At 40.1% G+C, this 19,294-nt stretch carries 17 protein-coding genes; all 17 read right to left on the bottom strand.

The window, feature by feature from the left end:
• Nucleotides 1-151: 151 nt before the first annotated feature.
• A complete protein-coding gene (locus tag AC20OE_RS12570) occupies nucleotides 152-520 on the bottom strand; it encodes a small basic family protein (RefSeq protein WP_003210988.1) in 369 nt (122 codons plus the stop codon).
• Complete coding sequence (locus AC20OE_RS12565; RefSeq protein WP_058837740.1) at nucleotides 520-1,245, bottom strand: DUF881 domain-containing protein; 726 nt, start codon at nucleotides 1,243-1,245, stop codon at nucleotides 520-522. Before AC20OE_RS12565 ends, AC20OE_RS12570 begins: the two co-directional genes overlap by 1 nt.
• A gap of 20 nt (nucleotides 1,246-1,265) precedes the next feature.
• Nucleotides 1,266-1,955, bottom strand: a complete 690-nt coding sequence (locus AC20OE_RS12560) for a DUF881 domain-containing protein (RefSeq protein WP_039178348.1) — start codon at nucleotides 1,953-1,955, stop codon at nucleotides 1,266-1,268.
• The gene (locus AC20OE_RS12555; protein WP_039178345.1) at nucleotides 1,952-2,731 is read right to left on the bottom strand and encodes a cell division protein FtsQ/DivIB; all 780 of its coding nucleotides are present in this window, start codon (nucleotides 2,729-2,731) and stop codon (nucleotides 1,952-1,954) included. The genes AC20OE_RS12560 and AC20OE_RS12555 overlap by 4 nt, the downstream gene beginning before the upstream one ends.
• Nucleotides 2,732-2,858: 127 nt before the next feature.
• Nucleotides 2,859-3,770, bottom strand: a complete 912-nt coding sequence (gene murB, locus AC20OE_RS12550; protein ID WP_099663235.1) for a UDP-N-acetylmuramate dehydrogenase — start codon at nucleotides 3,768-3,770, stop codon at nucleotides 2,859-2,861.
• A gap of 31 nt (nucleotides 3,771-3,801) precedes the next feature.
• On the bottom strand, nucleotides 3,802-4,896 hold the full coding sequence (murG, locus tag AC20OE_RS12545; protein ID WP_039178340.1) for an undecaprenyldiphospho-muramoylpentapeptide beta-N-acetylglucosaminyltransferase: 1,095 nt from the start codon (nucleotides 4,894-4,896) through the stop codon (nucleotides 3,802-3,804).
• Between the two features lie 199 nt (nucleotides 4,897-5,095).
• Complete coding sequence (spoVE, locus tag AC20OE_RS12540; protein ID WP_024424259.1) at nucleotides 5,096-6,196, bottom strand: stage V sporulation protein E; 1,101 nt, start codon at nucleotides 6,194-6,196, stop codon at nucleotides 5,096-5,098.
• A 59-nt stretch (nucleotides 6,197-6,255) separates the two neighbouring features.
• Nucleotides 6,256-7,602 carry a UDP-N-acetylmuramoyl-L-alanine--D-glutamate ligase gene (gene murD, locus AC20OE_RS12535; RefSeq protein WP_052196550.1) on the bottom strand — a complete coding sequence of 449 codons (1,347 nt, stop codon included), beginning with the start codon at nucleotides 7,600-7,602 and terminating at the stop codon, nucleotides 6,256-6,258.
• Between the two features lie 9 nt (nucleotides 7,603-7,611).
• Nucleotides 7,612-8,586 (bottom strand): phospho-N-acetylmuramoyl-pentapeptide-transferase, encoded by a 975-nt coding sequence (mraY, locus tag AC20OE_RS12530; RefSeq protein WP_003211854.1) that lies wholly within the window; start codon nucleotides 8,584-8,586, stop codon nucleotides 7,612-7,614.
• Nucleotides 8,587-8,721: 135 nt separating this feature from the next.
• The gene (locus tag AC20OE_RS12525; protein WP_039178333.1) at nucleotides 8,722-10,197 is read right to left on the bottom strand and encodes a UDP-N-acetylmuramoyl-L-alanyl-D-glutamate--2,6-diaminopimelate ligase; all 1,476 of its coding nucleotides are present in this window, start codon (nucleotides 10,195-10,197) and stop codon (nucleotides 8,722-8,724) included.
• 211 nt (nucleotides 10,198-10,408) lie between these two features.
• Entirely contained in the window at nucleotides 10,409-12,328 is a 1,920-nt protein-coding gene (locus AC20OE_RS12520) for a stage V sporulation protein D (protein ID WP_039178327.1), read from the bottom strand.
• 128 nt (nucleotides 12,329-12,456) lie between these two features.
• Complete coding sequence (locus AC20OE_RS12515) at nucleotides 12,457-14,607, bottom strand: penicillin-binding protein (RefSeq protein ID WP_039183102.1); 2,151 nt, start codon at nucleotides 14,605-14,607, stop codon at nucleotides 12,457-12,459.
• A 7-nt stretch (nucleotides 14,608-14,614) separates the two neighbouring features.
• On the bottom strand, nucleotides 14,615-14,962 hold the full coding sequence (ftsL, locus tag AC20OE_RS12510) for a cell division protein FtsL (protein WP_039178324.1): 348 nt from the start codon (nucleotides 14,960-14,962) through the stop codon (nucleotides 14,615-14,617).
• Between the two features lie 37 nt (nucleotides 14,963-14,999).
• A complete protein-coding gene (gene rsmH, locus AC20OE_RS12505; RefSeq protein ID WP_024426925.1) occupies nucleotides 15,000-15,932 on the bottom strand; it encodes a 16S rRNA (cytosine(1402)-N(4))-methyltransferase RsmH in 933 nt (310 codons plus the stop codon).
• Nucleotides 15,933-15,998: 66 nt separating this feature from the next.
• On the bottom strand, nucleotides 15,999-16,430 hold the full coding sequence (mraZ, locus tag AC20OE_RS12500; protein WP_003211163.1) for a division/cell wall cluster transcriptional repressor MraZ: 432 nt from the start codon (nucleotides 16,428-16,430) through the stop codon (nucleotides 15,999-16,001).
• 128 nt (nucleotides 16,431-16,558) lie between these two features.
• Nucleotides 16,559-18,178, bottom strand: coding sequence for a bacillithiol biosynthesis cysteine-adding enzyme BshC (gene bshC, locus AC20OE_RS12495; RefSeq protein WP_487268890.1), 1,620 nt, complete (start codon nucleotides 18,176-18,178; stop codon nucleotides 16,559-16,561).
• A gap of 64 nt (nucleotides 18,179-18,242) precedes the next feature.
• On the bottom strand, nucleotides 18,243-19,142 hold the full coding sequence (locus tag AC20OE_RS12490) for a 2-dehydropantoate 2-reductase (protein ID WP_059377057.1): 900 nt from the start codon (nucleotides 19,140-19,142) through the stop codon (nucleotides 18,243-18,245).
• Nucleotides 19,143-19,294: the final 152 nt, after the last annotated feature.

Here is a 19,294-nt window from a genome sequence, read left to right as displayed (position 1 = left end):
ACCTCCTCACATATCAATACTTTCTATTCTATTATTTGCTGAACAACAATACAATGAATGTGTTTTTACAAGTGTGTAACAAAACTTAAAAAATCAACATTTTTTATTAGGATTACTGAAAATATTCGTTACATCATATGTATATCCTTTTTTATGACTCACTTTTTTTCTTTTTTTCTCTAGAAATTGTCCATTTAGTTAGTAGAATTCTTCGAATAACTGCTATATTTTGAAACAATCTAACGCCGAAAGCAAACATTCCGACTAAATACAAGTCTACACCAAGATGGACGCCCAGAAAAGCTAAACTTATTGCAAGTATAATATTAAAAAAGAAGCCTGATACAAACACTAGTTCATCGTATGCCCCTTGCAGATGTGCCCTGATTCCACCAATCAATGTATCAAGTGCAGCAAGTACAGCGAGGGAAAGATAATTAGAATACTCATTCGGTATCGTAAAATTTGTTAAGAAACCGATCGCAACTCCTATGATTAAGCCAAGTACAGGAAGCCACATTAAGATTTCCCCTCCTTTACATCGTCAAGAGGCTTCAACTCGTTTACCTGAATTGCACCGTCATATGCTTTTAATTGTATTTGTTGCTTTGGCTGGCTAATACTCAAGCCGAAATTTTCCTGAGCAAACAAATCAGCAATATCTGATACATTTAAACGGCTGTATAATTTGTCGGCCTGGTCGCTGATCATCTTGATGGTCACTTCATCACCATCTAAGCTGTAGCCATCCATTTTTGTCGTGCCATTAATATCTCGAATCACACTAGTATTAATCACACGGTGGTCATTAATGGAAATATGCTTTGCCCCATACATATTGGCTTCGTTGATTAGCTTTTTCAGAAGATCAGGCGGGATATTTTTCACTTCTTCTCCAGTCAGATCCTTTGAGAAGAGCTGAGAGATATCAACTTCAATTCCCTCTCCTGTCACTTCTGTAAAACCAGCCTTTTCTTTTAAATCTTTTAATGTTTTTGTTAGTTGAGCTTCTTTTGATTGATCACCTTGATGACCATACTTTTTCAGCATTTCATCATATTTATCAATTTCTTTCAGTAAATCCAATTCTTTACTTTTAGATGCAGATAAATCCTCTCTTAGCTCCCACACATCGCGAGTATCACGAACTTTGGGCTTTTGCAATGAGTTAAATTGGATGGAGACCATGATGCCGAATATCACCATTAAGACTGTCAAACTAAGTAAAGGCTTCTTTTTCCTCAACACCACTCACCTTTTCACTTTTAATCTTTGTGTTTTAAAAGAGGATTCATACGAATATCCTTTTTTTCAATCGTCATCGAAATATGATCACTTGTCAGCTGATCGACCACTCCTCCTGCAATATTTAATGCAGGTATTAACACAGCCGGATCACCGATAGCAGAAATGACAAACGGCGCTGGATGCTGTACACCGTCAACTGTGACAACTGGGCCGTTACAATGTATGTATGATTGGTGTGTAATTCTCTGTCCATTAATAGATACGGCAGAGGCTCCTGATATAAATAGTTCGTTTATCACATGAAAAATGTGGCTCTCATGAACAATGTAATTATTGACATTTTGTCCACTCGGGATATAAGATGCATCTTCAAGGGATACTTTTACCCCTTTTCCTTTTACGCCGATCTCTCCTGTAAACATCCTGTATTTCTCAACATCTTCCAATACATTAAAATACTGCTCTTTTTCATTTTTCAAATTGGACTCAGTGGCTTGAACCTGTGATTGAAGGCTGTATAATTCTTTTTCAAGTTTCTGATTCGCCTTTTCTTGCTTTGTCAGCTGACTTTTCAAGGAGTATTCTTTTTTCCATTGCTCTGTGCGAATGACCTCTGCCTGATGCTGCTTAGTATATTGGTATGAAAAAGAAATCAGAAAACCAAGAACAAGCATTACAATTGAGAATATAACTGTTTTGCCTCTCAACGTTCATCTTCCTTTTTCTTAGATTTAAACGCTTCAAAATACGTCGCGACTTCCATATGGATTGTGCCTTTTTCAGAAGGTGAAAGTTCTTTTACAATGGCAGGATAGGTTTCCATTTTATCAGCGAATGTTTTAATTGAAGCAATCACAGTGTTCCCATCATTCATATAAAATTTAACGAGCCATTGGTTTGAGCTTGTCGGCACATAATATATTTCCGAGATGAGTTCCTGAATAGAGGCTGGCAGCTGATTTAAAGATCTTACAGTTTGCTTCAGCTTCTCTTTATTGTCCCAATCCACAAAAATAGGTCCTGCATGACTTGGTGTGACTTCTTCTGGTAATGCTGTCCCATTTTCAAGAAGCTCATAGTATAGATTTCCCTTTTGAAGATACGCAATATTGGCATATTCTTTGACAGCAATACTGACCTTATTTGGAAAATGTTTTTTGATACTGACACTTTTAATCAGTTTGTTTTGTTTAATATGATCTGCTGTTAAATCTTTATTTAAATTCCAAAACTCTGTTTCGCCTTCTTTGATTTGAGAAAGTTTCACAAGCTGTTTTGTAGGGACATGCTCGTTACCCGTAATAGTTAAAGAAGAAATTTTACTGATTGGTGTCTGCAAATAAATAATGATTAAAACCATGATAAAAAACAGTAGAATAAAAGAGATTAGTCTCCGGTTCGCTTTCTGCTTCCTTTGTTCTTTAATTTTAGGAATTCGTTCTTCTATATTGACGATCTTTTCATTTTCATGATCAGGTCGCATGTATATTCTTCACCCCATTCAAAGCTGCTTGTCCACACCTTTGGGTCATCATTTTGATGAGAAAACAAACGGCATTCTTTCATGCCGTTTGTTTTCCTGTGATGCCATCATTCATAAAAACTAGCTTTTAATTTGCTTCACCGATAATTTCTACTTCTGTATGCATATCTACATTGTAGTCATCTTTAATTTTCTTTTGGATGTACTGAATTAAGTCCAGCACGTCTTGAGCAGTAGCACCACCAGCGTTCACAATAAAGTTGCCATGCATATCCGAGATTCTTGCTCCGCCAATTTGGTACCCTTTTAAATTCGCTTTTTCTACAAGCTGTCCTGCATATTCAGGCAGCGGATTTCGAAAAATACTTCCGGCACATGGTCGATTATAAGGCTGTGTTTCCTTACGATAGTCTTTATTTTGCTGCATTTTCTTTGTGATTTTCTCGCGATCATCCTGTTTGAGCTTAAACACGGCCTCGAGAACAATGCCTGGTCGTTCCTTTTGAAGGACAGATGTTCTATAGCTAAAGTTCATCTGCTCATTTGTTAGCCACTCGATGCTTCCATCTTCAAATAAGATTCTCGCTTTCACAAGGATCTTACTAATATCAGATCCGTGCGCACCTGCGTTCATATAAACAGCACCGCCAATAGATCCCGGGATACCAGCTGCAAACTCCAGCCCTGAAAGACCCTGCTTACTAAGAGACGTTGCAAGCCTTACAACAGAATAGCCGCCGCCAACTGTAATTTCTTCATCATTTACAGTTAAATGATCAAGTCCAGCGCCTAACTTCAGGACAACGCCACGTATTCCTTTATCAAGTACGAGTAAATTCGACCCTCTCCCAATAACCGTCCAGTCCGCGTGGTGTTTTTTTATCTGATCCATGATCGTTTTAACTGCATCGATATCTTTAGGAACGATCAATAGATCTGCCGGCCCGCCTATTTTCATTGTCGTATGATTTGCAAGCGGCTCATTTTCAAGCACTTTACCGACTTGCGTTTCTAATAATTCATTCTTCAAGTTCTCCATATTACCCTCCGCCTTACCTAATATCATTCCATCATGTAGTCGTAATTTCTTTTAATACATTATATAAACGTCCAGCCGCATCTGGTACTCCAAGTTCTTTTGTTAAGCGGCTCATTTCGTTTAACTTTTCTTCATTACCAGCAATTTCATCAATGGCATGAAGAAGACTCTCTCCAGAAAGCTCTGATTCTCTTAAAACGATTGCAGCGTCATGCTTTTCTAGTGATCTTGCATTAATTTCCTGGTGATTTGCTGTGACGTATGGGCTTGGAATAAAAATAGTTGGGATTCCAAGGGCTGTCACTTCAGCGATCGTTGTGGCACCCGCTCTTGCAACAATCACATCAATTGATTTCAAGTACTCCGGCATTTGATGCAAGAAAGGCTTTGTGATCATATTAGGTGCTGCATCTTTTTCCTTTAGTTCGTTCAGCACTTTTTCATAATGAACCTCACCTGTGATATATAAAAGCTGATAGTTCTTAGCCTTTAATTCATTTTGCATGTCAATGACTGCTCTATTAATCGGTGCAGCCCCCCGGCTCCCGCCAAAAATAAGAACTGTTTTTTTCTTTTCATCCAACCCAAACTCTTTAAGAGATTTCCCCTCTTTTATAGAGACGACTTCAGAGGCTCTAGGGTTTCCCGTAAATACAACCTTTTCAGAAGGAAAATGTGCCTTTGCTTCTTCAAAACAGATGGCTACCTTATCAACATATCTCGCCAGAAACTTATTTGTAATTCCAGGCAGACTGTTCTGTTCGTGAATAATAGTCGGGATTTTCAGCTTAGAAGCTGCATAAACAACAGGGCCGCACACATAACCACCTGTTCCAATGACCGCATCTGGCTTGAATTCTTTTAAGTAAGATTTACTTTTTTGAACTCCCTTTAGAAATCTCATCACCGTTTTTACGTTATCAAAGGAAAGCTTTCTTTTAAAACCTGAAATTTCTATGGACTTGAAAGGGATATTTTCTCTTTCTACAATTTTCTTTTCAAGTCCATTTTCAGTACCAATATATAAAAATTCTACATTAGGATGCAGTCTTTTCACTTCTTTAATAAAAGCTAAGGCCGGATAAATATGTCCGCCTGTTCCGCCTCCACTGATTACTATACGCATTATACCATTTCCCCTCAATTTTTTTCTGCTCTGAACAAAGTATAAACCCTGTTTTAAACAACAGGGCTCCGTTAAAACCTGTAAAGAAGAGTCAAAAAAACATGTTTTCAATACGAAAGCTGTCTTTTTCACTCTTCAAATCATTTTTTTGTACTTTTGCAAAATAAATGTCATCATGGTTTCATTAACTAGCAGCACATTAATATCTAGCGTACCTGCTTACATTCAGAAGTACACCAATTGCCATCAGCATTAATGTCAGTGATGAGCCGCCATAACTTAGGAATGGGAGCGTGATCCCTGTCACAGGGATGAGTCCAGTAACAACTGCGATATTAATCATCACTTGAATGGCAACCATTGAAATAATGCCAACTGCTAGGAAACTTCCGTATAAGTCTGGGGCTCCAAGTGCTATTCGTATGCCTCTCCATAATAGAACACTAAAGAGCAGCAAAATGAGTGATCCTCCTATAAAGCCAAGCTCTTCAGACAATATCGCAAAGATGAAGTCTGTTTGAGGCTCAGGTAAATAAAAGAATTTCTGTCTACTTTGACCGAGACCCATTCCGAACAGACCGCCTGGACCAACAGCGTATAAGGATTGAATAATTTGAAACCCACTGCCTAGTGGATCTTCCCAAGGATTTAAGTACGATGTAATTCGTTTTATGCGGTAGGGCGCTGATAAGACGAGTGCAGCAAATCCGCTGAGCCCTAAAAGACCGAGAAATATAAAGTGAGCAATTCTCGCACCTGAAACAAATATCATAATAATACAGGTTCCAACCATTACCGTCCCTGTTCCCAAATCTGGCTGCAGCATTATGATGGCAAATGCAGAAAAGACAATGCCTAATGCTGGTGCGAAACCTTTACGAAAGGATGTGATATTTTTTTGTTTTTCAGATAAGAATTTTGCAAGAAACGCAATCATCGCAAGCTTCATAAATTCAGAGGGCTGAATACTAAACGCACCGACACCGATCCAGCTTCTTGATCCATTTCTCTCCATACCGATACCTGGAATAAGTACAAGCAGTAAAAGGAGAAAACAAACAGCAATCAATATCTTTGACCAAGTCCGCCACGTCCAATAATCGACTCGCATAATGAAAAACATCGCGATAACTCCGATTCCGGCAAACAAAAGCTGTCTTTTTGCAAAATAAAACGAATCATCAAATTTATACGATGCCCACACAGCACTAGCGCTGTACACCATAATTAAACCAATCGTCAATAAAAGTAACGTAATGACAACAAGCAAAAAGTCCGGAGAAGTTTTCTTATTCGTCAAGAGACCGACACCCCAAGCATAATTCATTTGGGCTGTCAGTCATTATGAGAGACAAGCCCTTATTTAAGCATATGCACGGCGTTTACAAACATGTCTCCACGTTCTTCAAATGTTTTATGTTGATCCCAGCTTGCACAAGCCGGGGATAATAAAATCACGTCTTCTTCTTCAGAAATGTTAAACGCCGCAGGTACTGCTTGTTCAACATTATCGACATGTTTTACGTGATGTATTCCCAGTTCTTCACCAAGCTTCACAAACTTAGGTGCCGTCTCACCAAATGTGATGATTCCTTTTACATTTTTCATAAAAGGCTTCAATTCATCAAATTCATTACCGCGATCAAGCCCGCCGGCTAGTAAAATGGTCGGCTGCTTAAAAGCTGACAATGCTTTACTTGTTGCCAGTATATTGGTGGCTTTACTATCGTTATAGAATTTTCTGCTTTGAATTGTATCTACAAACTGGAGACGATGCTTCACTCCACTAAAAGTCGTGAGAACGTGTGCGATTGCTTCATTTGAGCAGCCAGTATTTTTCACAACACAAATAGCTGCTAAAATATTTTCTTGGTTATGCTCACCAGGAAGAACAACATCCTTTAAATCGATGATATGTTCATTCATGTAGTAAATCGCACCATTTTTAATATAAGCACCATGTTCTACTTGCTCTTTCACCGAGAAAAATACTTTTTTTGCTTTTGAAGCTTCAGCCAGTTTTACGACTGATGGATCATCGAGGTTAATGACAGCTATGTCATCTTCAAGTTGATGTGCGTATACTTTCTGCTTTGCTTTTTCATATTCATCACGAGTGTGGTGATAGTCTAAATGGGCATCAAAAATATTTAATATTAAGCTGATTTTAGGTCTAAAATCAACTGTTCCCATCAACTGGAAAGAAGACAACTCAGTTACAATCCACTCATCGCCAGCTGCCTTTGCAGCGACTTCGCTGGCAACTGTGCCAATATTACCTGCCACTAAAGTTTTTTGACTATCGCTTTTCAGCATTTCATAAATCAAAGTCGTGGTGGTGGTTTTTCCATTTGATCCAGTAATCCCAATAAAAGGAGCTGAGGTTAAATGATAAGCTAATTCAATTTCTGTCCAAACTGGAATTTGGCGGCGAATCGCCTCTTGAACCATCACATTTTCATATGGAATTCCTGGATTTTTAATTAAAATCGTTATTTCATTATCATCGAACATACGAAGAGGATGGCTGCCACAAATGACATCAATCCCCTTTTCAGAAAGAAGCTGAGCTGGTTCATTTTCTTCAAACGGCTTTTGGTCATTTACTATGACATTTACTCCATGCTCATGAAGAATTGAAGCTGCCGCATATCCGCTTTTTGCAAGACCTAATACTAGTACATGTTCGTTTTTTAACATTTGCATCTTATTCAATTATAACCACACCTCGATGTAAATTCCTAAAACAGCAAGTAATAAACCAGCTGTCCAGAAGGTGACAACTACTCTCCACTCAGACCAGCCAACTAACTCATAGTGGTGGTGAAGCGGACTCATCTTAAAGATTCTTTTTCCAGTTGTTTTAAAGGAGATCACTTGAAGAATAACGGATAACGTTTCGACAACAAATACTCCTCCAATAATGACAAGTAAAATTTCAAGCTTTGTTAAAATGGCAATCGCTACAATCGCTCCGCCTAAAGCAAGCGACCCTGTATCGCCCATAAATACTTTTGCAGGATGCGCGTTAAACACAAGAAACCCAAGAACGGCTCCAGCAACAGCTACTGAAAAGATCGCTACATCGTACTGTGATTGATTCCAAGCCAGTATAGCAAAGGCTCCAAAGGCAATAGCAGCGGTACCAGATAATAGACCATCCAGTCCATCCGTTAAGTTCACAGCATTAGAACCCCCGACAAGCATGAAAACGACAAGGATAAAGTAAGCCCATCCTAAATCGAAGCTGACATCTGTTCCTGGAATGCGAATCGTCGTTGCAAACTGATAATAATGGAAGACTGCATAAAAAATCACTGCGATCACAATTTGACCGATTAATTTCTGTTTTGATGTTAAACCTAGGTTTCGTTTCATCGCTACTTTAATATAATCATCTAAAAATCCTAATAGACCGTAGCCAAGCGTGACAAATAACAATAAAAACATTTCTGGACTAATCTCAGAAAATTTGTTGATCATCACAATCGTCGTAATTGTGATAGAAAAGATAATCATAATTCCGCCCATTGTCGGAGTACCTGATTTCTTTTGATGAGACTGTGGTCCTTCTTCTCTAATACTTTGACCAAATTTAAGTCTTCTTAAAAACGGAATAAAAATCGGGGATAAAAGAACACTGATTAAAAATCCCATTATGATTGTAAACAATATCACCTGTTCAAGCATCGTTCTTTACTCCTTCCGAATTTCCAAAGCCGTTTTCCATCAGAAAATTGCATTCATTATTAAGGTATTCATTCGCGTTCTTCGTATGTTGTTTTTGTACAAAATGCTTCATTTCATTACACTCTTTTCATCATTTTAAGATTTGTTTAGATCTAAAATAGCGTCCATTGCAACCTTTGCATCATCAAAATCGTACACTTGATCGCCAACGATTTGATATGTCTCATGGCCTTTACCCGCTATTAAGACTGTATCGCCTTTTTTCGCATTGGCAATTGCAAAAAAGATGGCTTGTTTGCGATTCACAAAGCTATGATAATATGCGTCTGGCACACCATTTTCCATATCCTTTAAGATAGCTGAAGGATCTTCGCTTCTTGGGTTGTCTGATGTAAATACAGGCTCATCTGCATACTTCACAGCGATTTGGGCCATTTGAGGACGCTTTGTTTTATCACGGTCGCCGCCGCAGCCTATCACACAGAAAATTTTGCCGGCTGTTAATTCTCTACACGTTGTCAGGACATTTTCTAAGCTGTCAGGTGTATGGGCGTAATCGACGATCACAGGGAAATCTTGATCACAGTTCACAAGTTCAAATCGGCCTTTGACTCCCTCCAGCTCTTCAATAGCACTTACAATCGTTTCAAATGTTAAGCCAGATACGATCCCTACTGATACAGCTGCTAGGATGTTGTACACATTAAACTTACCGATGAGGGCAACTGTCACATTTTTGGTGCCAATTGGAGTGATTAAATCAAATTGAGTTCCCTTCGGCTTGATTTGAATATTCTTTGCCATGACATCTGCTTTTTGCTCTAAGCCATATGTCATGACTTCAGCAGCTGTCACTTTTTCATAGTAACTCGAAGCATCATCATCCGCATTTAAAATCGCATGCTTTGGCTTATCGTGATGAAAGGCACTGCCCAGCTGTGAAAACAGCAAGCTTTTCGCATGTTTATATTCTTCCATTGTGTTGTGGTAGTCAAGATGGTCCTGCGAAAGGTTTGTGAAAACGGCAATATCATAGTCACATCCATGTACCCTGCCAAGATGCAGTGCGTGTGATGATACTTCCATAATGGCTGTGTCTACATCTTGATCAAGCATCTGTTTAAAGGTCTTCTGAAGTGTGACACTTTCAGGTGTCGTGTTTTTCACATCGAGAATGTCATCATTCACCTTCATATACATCGTACCGATTAAGCCTGTTTTCTTTTCGGCTTTTCTCATCATTTGTTCAATCATGTGTGTTGTGGAAGTTTTTCCGTTTGTGCCTGTGATCCCGATGAGATTCAGCTTATGAGTTGGCTGTTCGTAAAACGCATCAGCTATTCTTGCAAGAGCTCTTTGAGAGTGTTTCACAATAATGACTGGTACATCTGTTATGTTAAGAGGGTGTTCTGCTACAATCGCTGCAGCCCCGCTTTTCACCGCTTTTTCAGCATAATCGTGTCCATCTACTGTATAGCCTTTTATACAGACAAAAAGGCTTCCTTTTTTCACCTCTCTAGAATCCATTTCGATGGAAGTGATATCAGGATTTTCGTTTATTAATTCGTTGTTTTCACTTTTAAAGTATGTAAGGAGTTCTTGTAATTTCATTTCATATCAAACCTCTCAAATTCGTTCACGTGCATGTCTTGCGAAAAAAACACACAGTCTATATTTTATCGTAAAAAAAAGGATACATCCAGCGTATTCCTTAAGTTTCTCTTGGAAAAAACACACTTTAGGTTCTTTTTTTCAAACAGACCTTCTCTTTCAACAAAAAGAGGCAGCCGAATGAGTGCGGCTACCCTCTGTTCATTCTTTATTATTCATCGTTTAAGTATAATCTGATGGTGGAGCCTTCTTTGACCTTCGTCCCAGCAGCAGGTGATTGCTTCACCACTTTACTGCCAGTTCCAGAAGCATCGATCTTAAGATTAATCAGGAGGGATTCAAGGTCTGAAACAGATCCCCCTACAAGATTCGGTACTTCAATCGTTTTTGTGTCCAGCCACTGGTACTTCTTTTCAATTTGTCCTTTTCTTTTTTTCACACCCATTTCAGGCAGGCTGTCCCGCATAATATGACCCACAATTGGCGCAGCAACTGTCCCGCCAAATTGAATAGTGCCTTTCGGGTTATCTACAGCCACATATACAACGATACTTGGATCATCAGCAGGCGCAAACCCGATAAACGACACAATGTGGTTATTTTCCATGTACTTGCCGTCTTTTACCTTCTGTGCTGTCCCTGTTTTTCCGCCAACTCGATATCCTTCAACAAATGCATTTCGGCCAGTCCCTTGAGCGACTACACTTTCAAGCGCATATCTGATTTCTTTTGATGTTTCTGCTGAAATCACTTTCTTTTTGGCAATCGGTGATTGCTTTTTCACAACCTCTTTTGTGATTGGATCTATCCATTCTTTTGCAATGTACGGCGTGTAAAGTGTTCCGCCATTTACCGCTGCGGCTACGGCAGCTACTTGCTGTATCGGCGTAACAGATACACCTTGACCAAAGGCAGTTGTCGCCTGCTCTACAGGGCCAACCCGGTCCAGCGGGAACAAAATGCCTCGCCCTTCCCCTTGAAGATCAATTCCTGTTTTTTGGCCAAACCCGAAATTTTTAATATAGGAAAATAATTTATCCTTTCCTAGACGGTCGCCTAGTTCAACAAAGCCGGGGTTACAGGAATTTTGCACCACTTCTAAAAATGACTGTGATCCGTGGCCGCCTTTTTTCCAGCACCTAAGCCTTGCACCATCAACTGTTACAGATCCGCTGTCAAAAAAATGATCGCGTTTTAAATTGACTTTTTTCTCTTCTAGCGCTGCTGCAAGCGTAATAATTTTAAACGTCGAACCTGGCTCATATGTGCTCCACACCGGTAGATTTCGGTTAAACACTTTCGAGTCAACTGATTGATAATCCGCTGGATCAAAATCCGGTCTGCTCGACATTCCAAGCACTTCACCGTTCTTCGGATTCATCGCAATTGCAATCATGCCGTCTGGGTTATATTTCGCCTGCGCGTTGTCTAATTCCCGCTCTATGATGGTTTGTACTTTCGCATCGACAGTTAACTTCATATCAAGGCCATCTTTAGGCGGTGTATAATCATCTGCTTCATCTGGCATTTTCTGCCCTTTTGCATCGGAATAGAACTTTACAGAGCCTTTTTCACCTTTCAGGTCATCATCATAATAGGCTTCAAGTCCAAGTAACCCTTGATTATCAATTCCAGCGAAGCCAAGCACATGAGAAAGAAAACTGCCGAACGGATAGTGTCTGATGCTGTCTTCCGCAACATAAACGCCATCTAAATCAAGCTCTCTGACTTCTTTTGCTTTTTCATGAGATACTTTTCTTCCCTCTGGAGAAATTCGTTCGATCGATGTTTTCTTTGTGACGTGCTTGTACGCTTTTTCCTCTGACATATTCAGTACTGCCGCCAGTTTCTTGCTTGTTTCTGCGGGATCTTTAATTTGACGCGGAACGACCAATATAGATGGGGCACTTTTGTTCGTCGCAAGCTCTACCCCATTTCGGTCCAAAATATCTCCCCTTTCTGGTTCGAACGGGAGGTTCCGGCTCCATGAATCTTTTGCTAAGCTTGTGAGCTTCTCACCCATAATAAACTGTACATATCCTAATCTAGTATCTATGATGAAAAAAATGATCACCCCAATCAGCAGCACGAAAAGCAATCGTTTTCTCACTGTTACACTTGATACTCGCACGCCCGGTTCACTCCTTACATACATATGGCTTGTTTCCATCATATGCAGGCCCGTCCTTATGTAGAACGTCTCGTCTATCCCGCTCGGCAAAAGAAAAAACCTAGCAAGTCGTTTGCTAGGTTTTGCAATTAATTCGGGCTTTTAAATGTCACTGTAACAACTTTATCTGAAATCTCCGCTCCACTTTTCACACTTTGTTTGATAGCATATCCTTGTCCCTTTGTTTCGATATGCACACCGGAAATGGATGCATATTGAAGAACTTCTCTTCTCGACCAGCCTGTCATATCAGGCATTTTGATGGTTTTTCCTGCTGTTTTCAAGAAAACTTTCTGGCTTTCAGAGAATTCAGAGCCTGCACTTGGCCACTGTCGTTTAATGGAGAGGCCATCGCCGATGACAACAGGCGTTAAGTTTTTGTTTTTGGCTTCTGTTTCCGCCTGCTTCACTTCTAAATCTAAGAGTGAAGGCATTGTTTCTTGCTTCACTTTTTGTTCGCCTGATTTTTTATCGTCTGTTTTTGTTGGTGCAATATTTAAATATAGCAGACTATTTTTCATCACTGGGTTAAAGATTTGTGCAACTGGGGCAGAGCCAGTTTCTGTGTCAGACAGCTGCGGCTGCTGTACAGCTACATAAACGAGCAGCTTTGGATCATCTTTCGGCGCCATTCCCATAAATGAAAAGACGTAATCATTTCTTCCTTGGAGATAACCACCGGCACCACCGATTTGTCCTGTTCCTGTTTTTCCAGCAACGTCAAAGCCTTTGATTTGGTAAGGCTGACCTGTTCCAATCTTCGAGGAAACAACCTCACCTAAAATGTCACGTACTTGCTTTGCTGTATCTGAAGAAATTGGCTTTCCAGCTACTGTTGGTTCGTGCTGTAAAATCGTTTTGTTTGTGTTCGGGTCTGTAATATGATCAATGACATATGGCTTCATCATCGTTCCACCGTTTGCTATCGCTGTCGCTGCTTCGATTTGTTGAATCGGTGTAATGGCAGACGCTTGACCGTAAGCTGTCGATGCTTTGTCATATTCGTATCTGTAATTGATTTTACTAGACGCTTCGTTCGGCAAGTCAATACCTGTTTTGTCATAGAAATGGAACTTCTGCAAATATTGTTCGTAGCGCGTGAAGCCTAACTTTTCTTTTGCCAGCTTTGCAAAGGCTACGTTTGACGAACGGAGAACACCTTCATGAAAGTCAATTTTCCCCCAGCCATTTCCGTTGTTGTGGTCTCTTACAAGGCCGCCGCCTACTTTATAAGTACCAGATTGATATTTATCATTGCCTTGGTAGGCCCCTTCTTGGATTGCCGCAGCAAGTGTAAAGATTTTCATCGTTGAACCTGGTTCAAACGCATATGAAATGACATCATTGTTATAATTCGTAATGTCTAATTCATTTAAATTAAAGCTTGGCCGCTGTCCCATCGCGAGCACCTTTCCCGTTTTTGGGTCAACGACTGTAGCAATGATTTTCTTCGGTTTATATTTTTTGGCAACCTGCGTCATACTTTCTTCAAGGAACGCTTGAATTTTTTGATCGATTGTCAGCGTGACATTTTTTCCATCCTTCGGAGCGACAATGTCTTCTTTACTATTTGGAAGAGCCCATCCACTTCTGTCACTGTTATATGTCACATAGCCGTCTTTTTCTTTTAAAAATTTGTTCAGCGCCTTCTCAAGTCCCATCGCGCCTGACATGTCCTTTGTCGCCTCATCTAATCTTGCATAACCGATCAGATTTGAAGCAAACATGCCGTTTGGATAATATCGCTTCGTGTCTTTTTCAAATGCGATCCCTGGAAGCTTCAGCTTTTCAATTTTTTCCTTTGTTGAAAAACTGATGTCTTTCCCAGCTTTACCAAACTCAACTTGGAACGCATCTTTTGTATTCAGACGCTTTAAAATTTCGCTTTCGCTCATATCAATTACTTTTGACAGCTCTTTTGCTGTCTTTTCTTTGTCGACGACATGCATTGGGTGCTTTGGATCGACCGTCATTTTCTTGCTCATGATCGCAATGAGTTTATAGACAGATGTATCCTCGGCAATCACATTCCCATTTCGGTCTAAAATAGACCCTCTTTTGGCTTCAAGTGTTTTTTTCGATTGATATTGTTCATTTGCCTTTGCGGCTAACACTTGACCATCGACCGTTCCTGTAATCTGAATATAAATAAAACGTGCAAGGATGATAAAGAAAAACAGGGCGAAGCAAATACTCGCAATTGCCGCGCCTCTGTTCATCATTTTATTCTTTTTAGGCATCGCCATCTTAATCGACCTTCTTAACATCTTTCGAAATGCTTAAGCCAGCTTTTTTCGCAGCTTCGATGATTCTTTCTGGTTCACTCAGCAAGTCTTTTTCCTTTTGAAGCTCAGTAATCTTCTTCGATTCTAAAGATACTTGCTGCTCTAATTTCTGCACCTCGATATTGGCGTGATAGACAGCAAAGGCTTTAGAAATGATGAGAATGGAGCTGCACATAAGAGCCATGACAAACATGACAAGTAAGATTTTTTCACCAAGTGTGATAGAACCTCTTCTTTTAATAACAACCGATTGGCCTTGCTGCTCTGTTTGATATTGTTTTACTTCTCTTTGGTAAGCCAAATTACTCATAAGAAACCTCCTTTTTATCATCATCTATGGTGTCGTTTTACTTTTTTTCTGCAATTCGGAGCTTCGCTGAACGGGCACGGTTGTTATGTTCCAGCTCTTGTTCTGATGCAACGATTGGTTTTCTCGTGATCAGCTTCAGCTTTGGTTCAAGTCCTTCTGGAATCACTGGTAGTCCGTGCGGAAGTTCTGGAAGAGAAGACATTTCTTTAAATGTACTTTTACAAATCCGGTCTTCAAGTGAATGGAATGTAATGACAGAAATTCTCCCCTTCGGATTGAGTAACTCTATTGCTTGTTCTAGTGCTTCTTCAAAAACTTTCAATTCATCATTTACGGCAATTCGGATCGCTTGAAACACTCTTTTTGCTGGATGTCCGCCAGTTCGTCTTGCAGGTGCGGGAATTCCTTCTTTGATAATGTCGACAAGCTCACCTGTTGTTTCAATTGGCGCTTTTTTTCTAGCTTCTTCAATTTTGCGTGCGATTTGCTTGCTGAATTTTTCTTCCCCATATTTGTAGAAAATCCGAACTAGATCTTCAAATGGCCATTCATTCACCACTTGCTTTGCCGACAATGCGGCTGTTTGATCCATTCGCATGTCAAGAGGTGCATCATGGTGATAACTAAAGCCTCTCTCTGGTGTGTCGAGCTGAGGAGATGAAACCCCAAGATCAAAAATCACACCGTCTACGCTTGTAATGCCTTGTTCATTCAGACGTTCTTTTAAATATCGGAAGTTGCTTTTTATGAAAAGAATGTTCGCTTTAGAATCCGCGAGCTTCTCTCGTGCATGATCCAGTGCAGCATCGTCTTGGTCAAATCCAATCAATGTACCTTTTTCTGATAGTTGAGATAGTAAATATGAGCTATGACCTGCTCCGCCCAGCGTGCAGTCTACATATGTACCGTCTTCTTTGACGTTTAAACCGTCAACTGTTTCTTTTAATAATACTGTCTCATGTTGAAACATGATGTTATGGTCCCACCTTTTTCAAATAGAAATGAATGTGTAGAAAGCTTGCTGCACAAGGGATTATTATATATCAAACCCAATCATGTTTTCAGCAATTTCAGCAAAAGAATCTTCTTGCTCTTCTGTATATTGTTCCCAGATCGACTTACTCCACAACTCAATTCGATTTGAAACGCCGATGACCACACATTCTTTTTCGAGTTTTGCATATTGGAGTAGGTTTGATGCGATGTTAATGCGCCCCTGCTTGTCCAGATCGCATTCAACTGCGCCGGAGAAGAAGAACCGGGTAAACGCACGTGCATCTTTTTTCGTTAGCGGCAGTGCTTTGAGTTTCTCTTCAATTAGTTTCCACTCACTCATAGGGTAGCCAAATAAACATTGATCAAGCCCTCTCGTCAGCACAAACTGTTCTCCGAGACCGTCTCTAAATTTAGCAGGGATGATCATGCGCCCTTTTGTATCAATCGTATGTTGGTATTCACCCATGAACATGATAATCAGAGCCCCACTTTCTCACCCTTACTCTCCACTATCCACCACTTCTCTCCACAAAACTTATTTTACACTGTTTCTACATAAAAAAAAACCCTGAACTAGTCAGGGTTCATTAAAACTTTATTTCAAAGTTTGACAATTTGCTGCTTGTTTTGAAATGAAAATGGCAGATTTTTGAACGTTTTGAAGAATTCTGGACCATATTTGTTTAAAAAGTACATGATATTCCAAATTCTTTCTTGCGGGGCATCTAGTGGTTTTAAGCTGTTTTCAATCCGTTCAAAATCCCGAAGGATATATCCTTCCTTCTCTTCCACACGCTGCGCCACCTTTTGATAAACAAATTGAAGCTGTTCTTCGATAAATTTGGCATTTTTATCTAGCAGCTGCTCGAAGTTTGGTTCAACCTCCAGTGCTTCTTTTCTCAATACACCGTGGACATTCGCTAATTCACGTTTCGCATGATCAACGGCTTGAACAAAGCTGTCTGGAAGGCTTTGCTCAAAGTGAGCCTCTTTCTTTTCTTTTACTCCGCTTGTGAGCACTTCTTCTACAGAAAGTTCTCTGACCGGGAGCTTCTTATCGATATGCCTTTCAAGAATGGTCACATGCAGTCTTGGAAGAACAGGTGCCATCTTTAATTTAAAATGCTCAAAGATTCCTTTCAGCTCTCCCCAATAGTTGACTTCACCGTGTCCTGCCATAAAAGCAAGTGTCGGAAGAAGGGTTTCCTGCATTAAGGGGCGCGTCACCACATTGTTGCTGAACCGTTCTGGGTGCTCCTCAATTTCCTGCAAAAGCTCTTCTTTTGTCCATGTAAGCCCCACTTCTGATATAGAAAACTGGCCGTTTTCTTTTTCAATAAGGAAACGCTCCTCATCATATTCGTAAAACAGGTTCGCCTGATTGTCACCAGCTTCAATGATCGGCTGATATCCCGCTCGTTTCATGGCAGCCTGCGTTTCATTCAAACGAGCTGTGACCGCATCATTTGTCTCGACAATGTTCTTGAACAACGTACGCTCAAGTGGTTTAACGCCTAAATCTCCTGAATTAAATAGAAGAAGTCCATCTTCTTCAAAAAGGTCGCATACAATCCATTCAAAGAAATCCGTAAACGTTTGTGATTTGCGTAAACATCGAAGAAGCTGATCAAGCAAGTCATTTGTATATGCAGATTCCTCATACGTTGAAAACACGTCACGTAGCCATTTCTCTGTTTTTTCTTGATGCAGCGGTGTTCTTTTTGCAGCAGTTTTTTTAACGTTATGTAATGGCAGCTTTTGCTTGACTGGACCTTTTTCGCCAGATGTGTAGACAAAATTAATTTCATCTACGTCATGATCCTCACCTGCTACCCAAAAGACTGGAATCACAGGAACGCCAAGCGCTGATTCTTTTTCTTTTGCGAACTGAATAATGGATATGATTTTATGTATGGTATAAAGCGGTCCTGAAAGTAGGCCTGCCTGCTGCCCTCCAACCACCATGACACTCCGCTTGTCACGGATCTTTTCAATGTTCTGACGCATCGCTGCCGATTCAAACTTTGCGTGGTATGCGCTCATATAATCTGCTAAAGCCTCGCGCGGGAAGCTCATTTCCATGAGATCGTCGTATCTCTTTTTCCATGTGTGCTCAGAATGTATATCATAATCAAAAAAAGCAGTCATCTCTTTTTTTTCTTCTATATAATCACGTATGAATAAATTCTGACTTCGGATGGAAAGTTCAGTCAATTGCATGTTTAGAACTTCCTTTCTTCAATAAATAGTTAGTTTCCCGAAAAAGTATAGCATGTAAATGAGCTCACTCAAAAGATTTTGTTTGCTTTTTTTCCAATACTTCCAAGCTTCGATTGAAGAAAGTAAGATGTGGCGCCTGAATCTCTTGAGCTTGAGCCTTTTTTAAAAGATAGCCAACGATGGCTTTTCTTTCGGTTTCACGGCCTTTGATGATATCTTGAAGCATCGACGATTGATTGGCGGCCGTTTTCTTACAAATTGAAACGACGTGTGACCAGAGCTGCTCTTTTTCAGCCAGACCTAAAATGGACAATGCTTCTTCAAATGCACATTTCATCATGTATTCATATGGAGGATTTGCAATCAATTCCCCATTTTTCACATGCAATAAAGCCGTGAGCGGGTTAATGCATACATTGACTAGCAGTTTTTCCTCCAGCACTTTTTTCCATTCATCCGTATAAATCATCTGAAAATGAGCCGGCGTTTCGTTTAAAGCATTTCTCACATCAGCTGCATCCTCAGGATGAAAAGCCCCCCACTTGATGACACCAATCCCTGTATGGTTTACCGCATGATCTGATACCTTCATCGCCCCGTGCTCTACGACACCTATATATATTGTATGCGCCGTTTTCCAGTTTTCTAAATCTAATAAGTGGGCCATGCCATTTTGTAAAAATAAGATTCGCTGACGAGGTAATGTCGATAGGTCATCAAGCACCTTTTGCAAATGATGATATTTCACCGTCACAATCAGAAGATCAAATCCTCCTGTAATCCCTGCCCTTGCCTCAGCAGACGACCAGAATGTCTCTCCTTTTACCGTTCGCTTAATTCCTGATGTTCGAATCTCCTCTGCCTGTTCTTTTCTTCTTGTCAAAACAGTGATGTCATGATGCTGTGATAAATAACTAGCACAAAGCAGACCAATTGCACCACCGCCAATGATTCCAATGTTCAACTGCCGCACTTCCCTTTTTCTGTTTACTCCATCATATCAACCATTTTAACAGTTTCATGCCGCGATGCAAAAAGCAGATGGCGCGCCGCGATTGAATTTTTTTAATTTAAAAACTATAATAATAAGTGTAAAAACTTTTTGAGGCGGATGGG

The organism is Bacillus sp. SRI_025, from assembly GCF_057592095.1.
The sequence above is the reverse complement of the archived record's forward strand: the minus strand, read 5'-3'. Positions and strand labels throughout refer to the sequence as shown.

What these genes read in the sequence shown, in the direction of transcription:
- AC20OE_RS12570 (WP_003210988.1), bottom strand. Translation starts at nt 520, where the DNA reads ATGTGGCTTCCTGTACTTGGCTTAATCATAGGAGTTGCGATCGGTTTC.
- mraY (WP_003211854.1), bottom strand. Translation starts at nt 8,586, where the DNA reads ATGCTTGAACAGGTGATATTGTTTACAATCATAATGGGATTTTTAATC.
- bshC (WP_487268890.1), bottom strand. Translation starts at nt 18,178, where the DNA reads ATGCAATTGACTGAACTTTCCATCCGAAGTCAGAATTTATTCATACGT.
- murD (WP_052196550.1), bottom strand. Translation starts at nt 7,602, where the DNA reads ATGCAAATGTTAAAAAACGAACATGTACTAGTATTAGGTCTTGCAAAA.
- AC20OE_RS12515 (WP_039183102.1), bottom strand. Translation starts at nt 14,607, where the DNA reads ATGCCTAAAAAGAATAAAATGATGAACAGAGGCGCGGCAATTGCGAGT.
- AC20OE_RS12555 (WP_039178345.1), bottom strand. Translation starts at nt 2,731, where the DNA reads ATGCGACCTGATCATGAAAATGAAAAGATCGTCAATATAGAAGAACGA.
- rsmH (WP_024426925.1), bottom strand. Translation starts at nt 15,932, where the DNA reads ATGTTTCAACATGAGACAGTATTATTAAAAGAAACAGTTGACGGTTTA.
- murB (WP_099663235.1), bottom strand. Translation starts at nt 3,770, where the DNA reads ATGGAGAACTTGAAGAATGAATTATTAGAAACGCAAGTCGGTAAAGTG.
- ftsL (WP_039178324.1), bottom strand. Translation starts at nt 14,962, where the DNA reads ATGAGTAATTTGGCTTACCAAAGAGAAGTAAAACAATATCAAACAGAG.
- mraZ (WP_003211163.1), bottom strand. Translation starts at nt 16,430, where the DNA reads ATGTTCATGGGTGAATACCAACATACGATTGATACAAAAGGGCGCATG.
- AC20OE_RS12525 (WP_039178333.1), bottom strand. Translation starts at nt 10,197, where the DNA reads ATGAAATTACAAGAACTCCTTACATACTTTAAAAGTGAAAACAACGAA.
- murG (WP_039178340.1), bottom strand. Translation starts at nt 4,896, where the DNA reads ATGCGTATAGTAATCAGTGGAGGCGGAACAGGCGGACATATTTATCCG.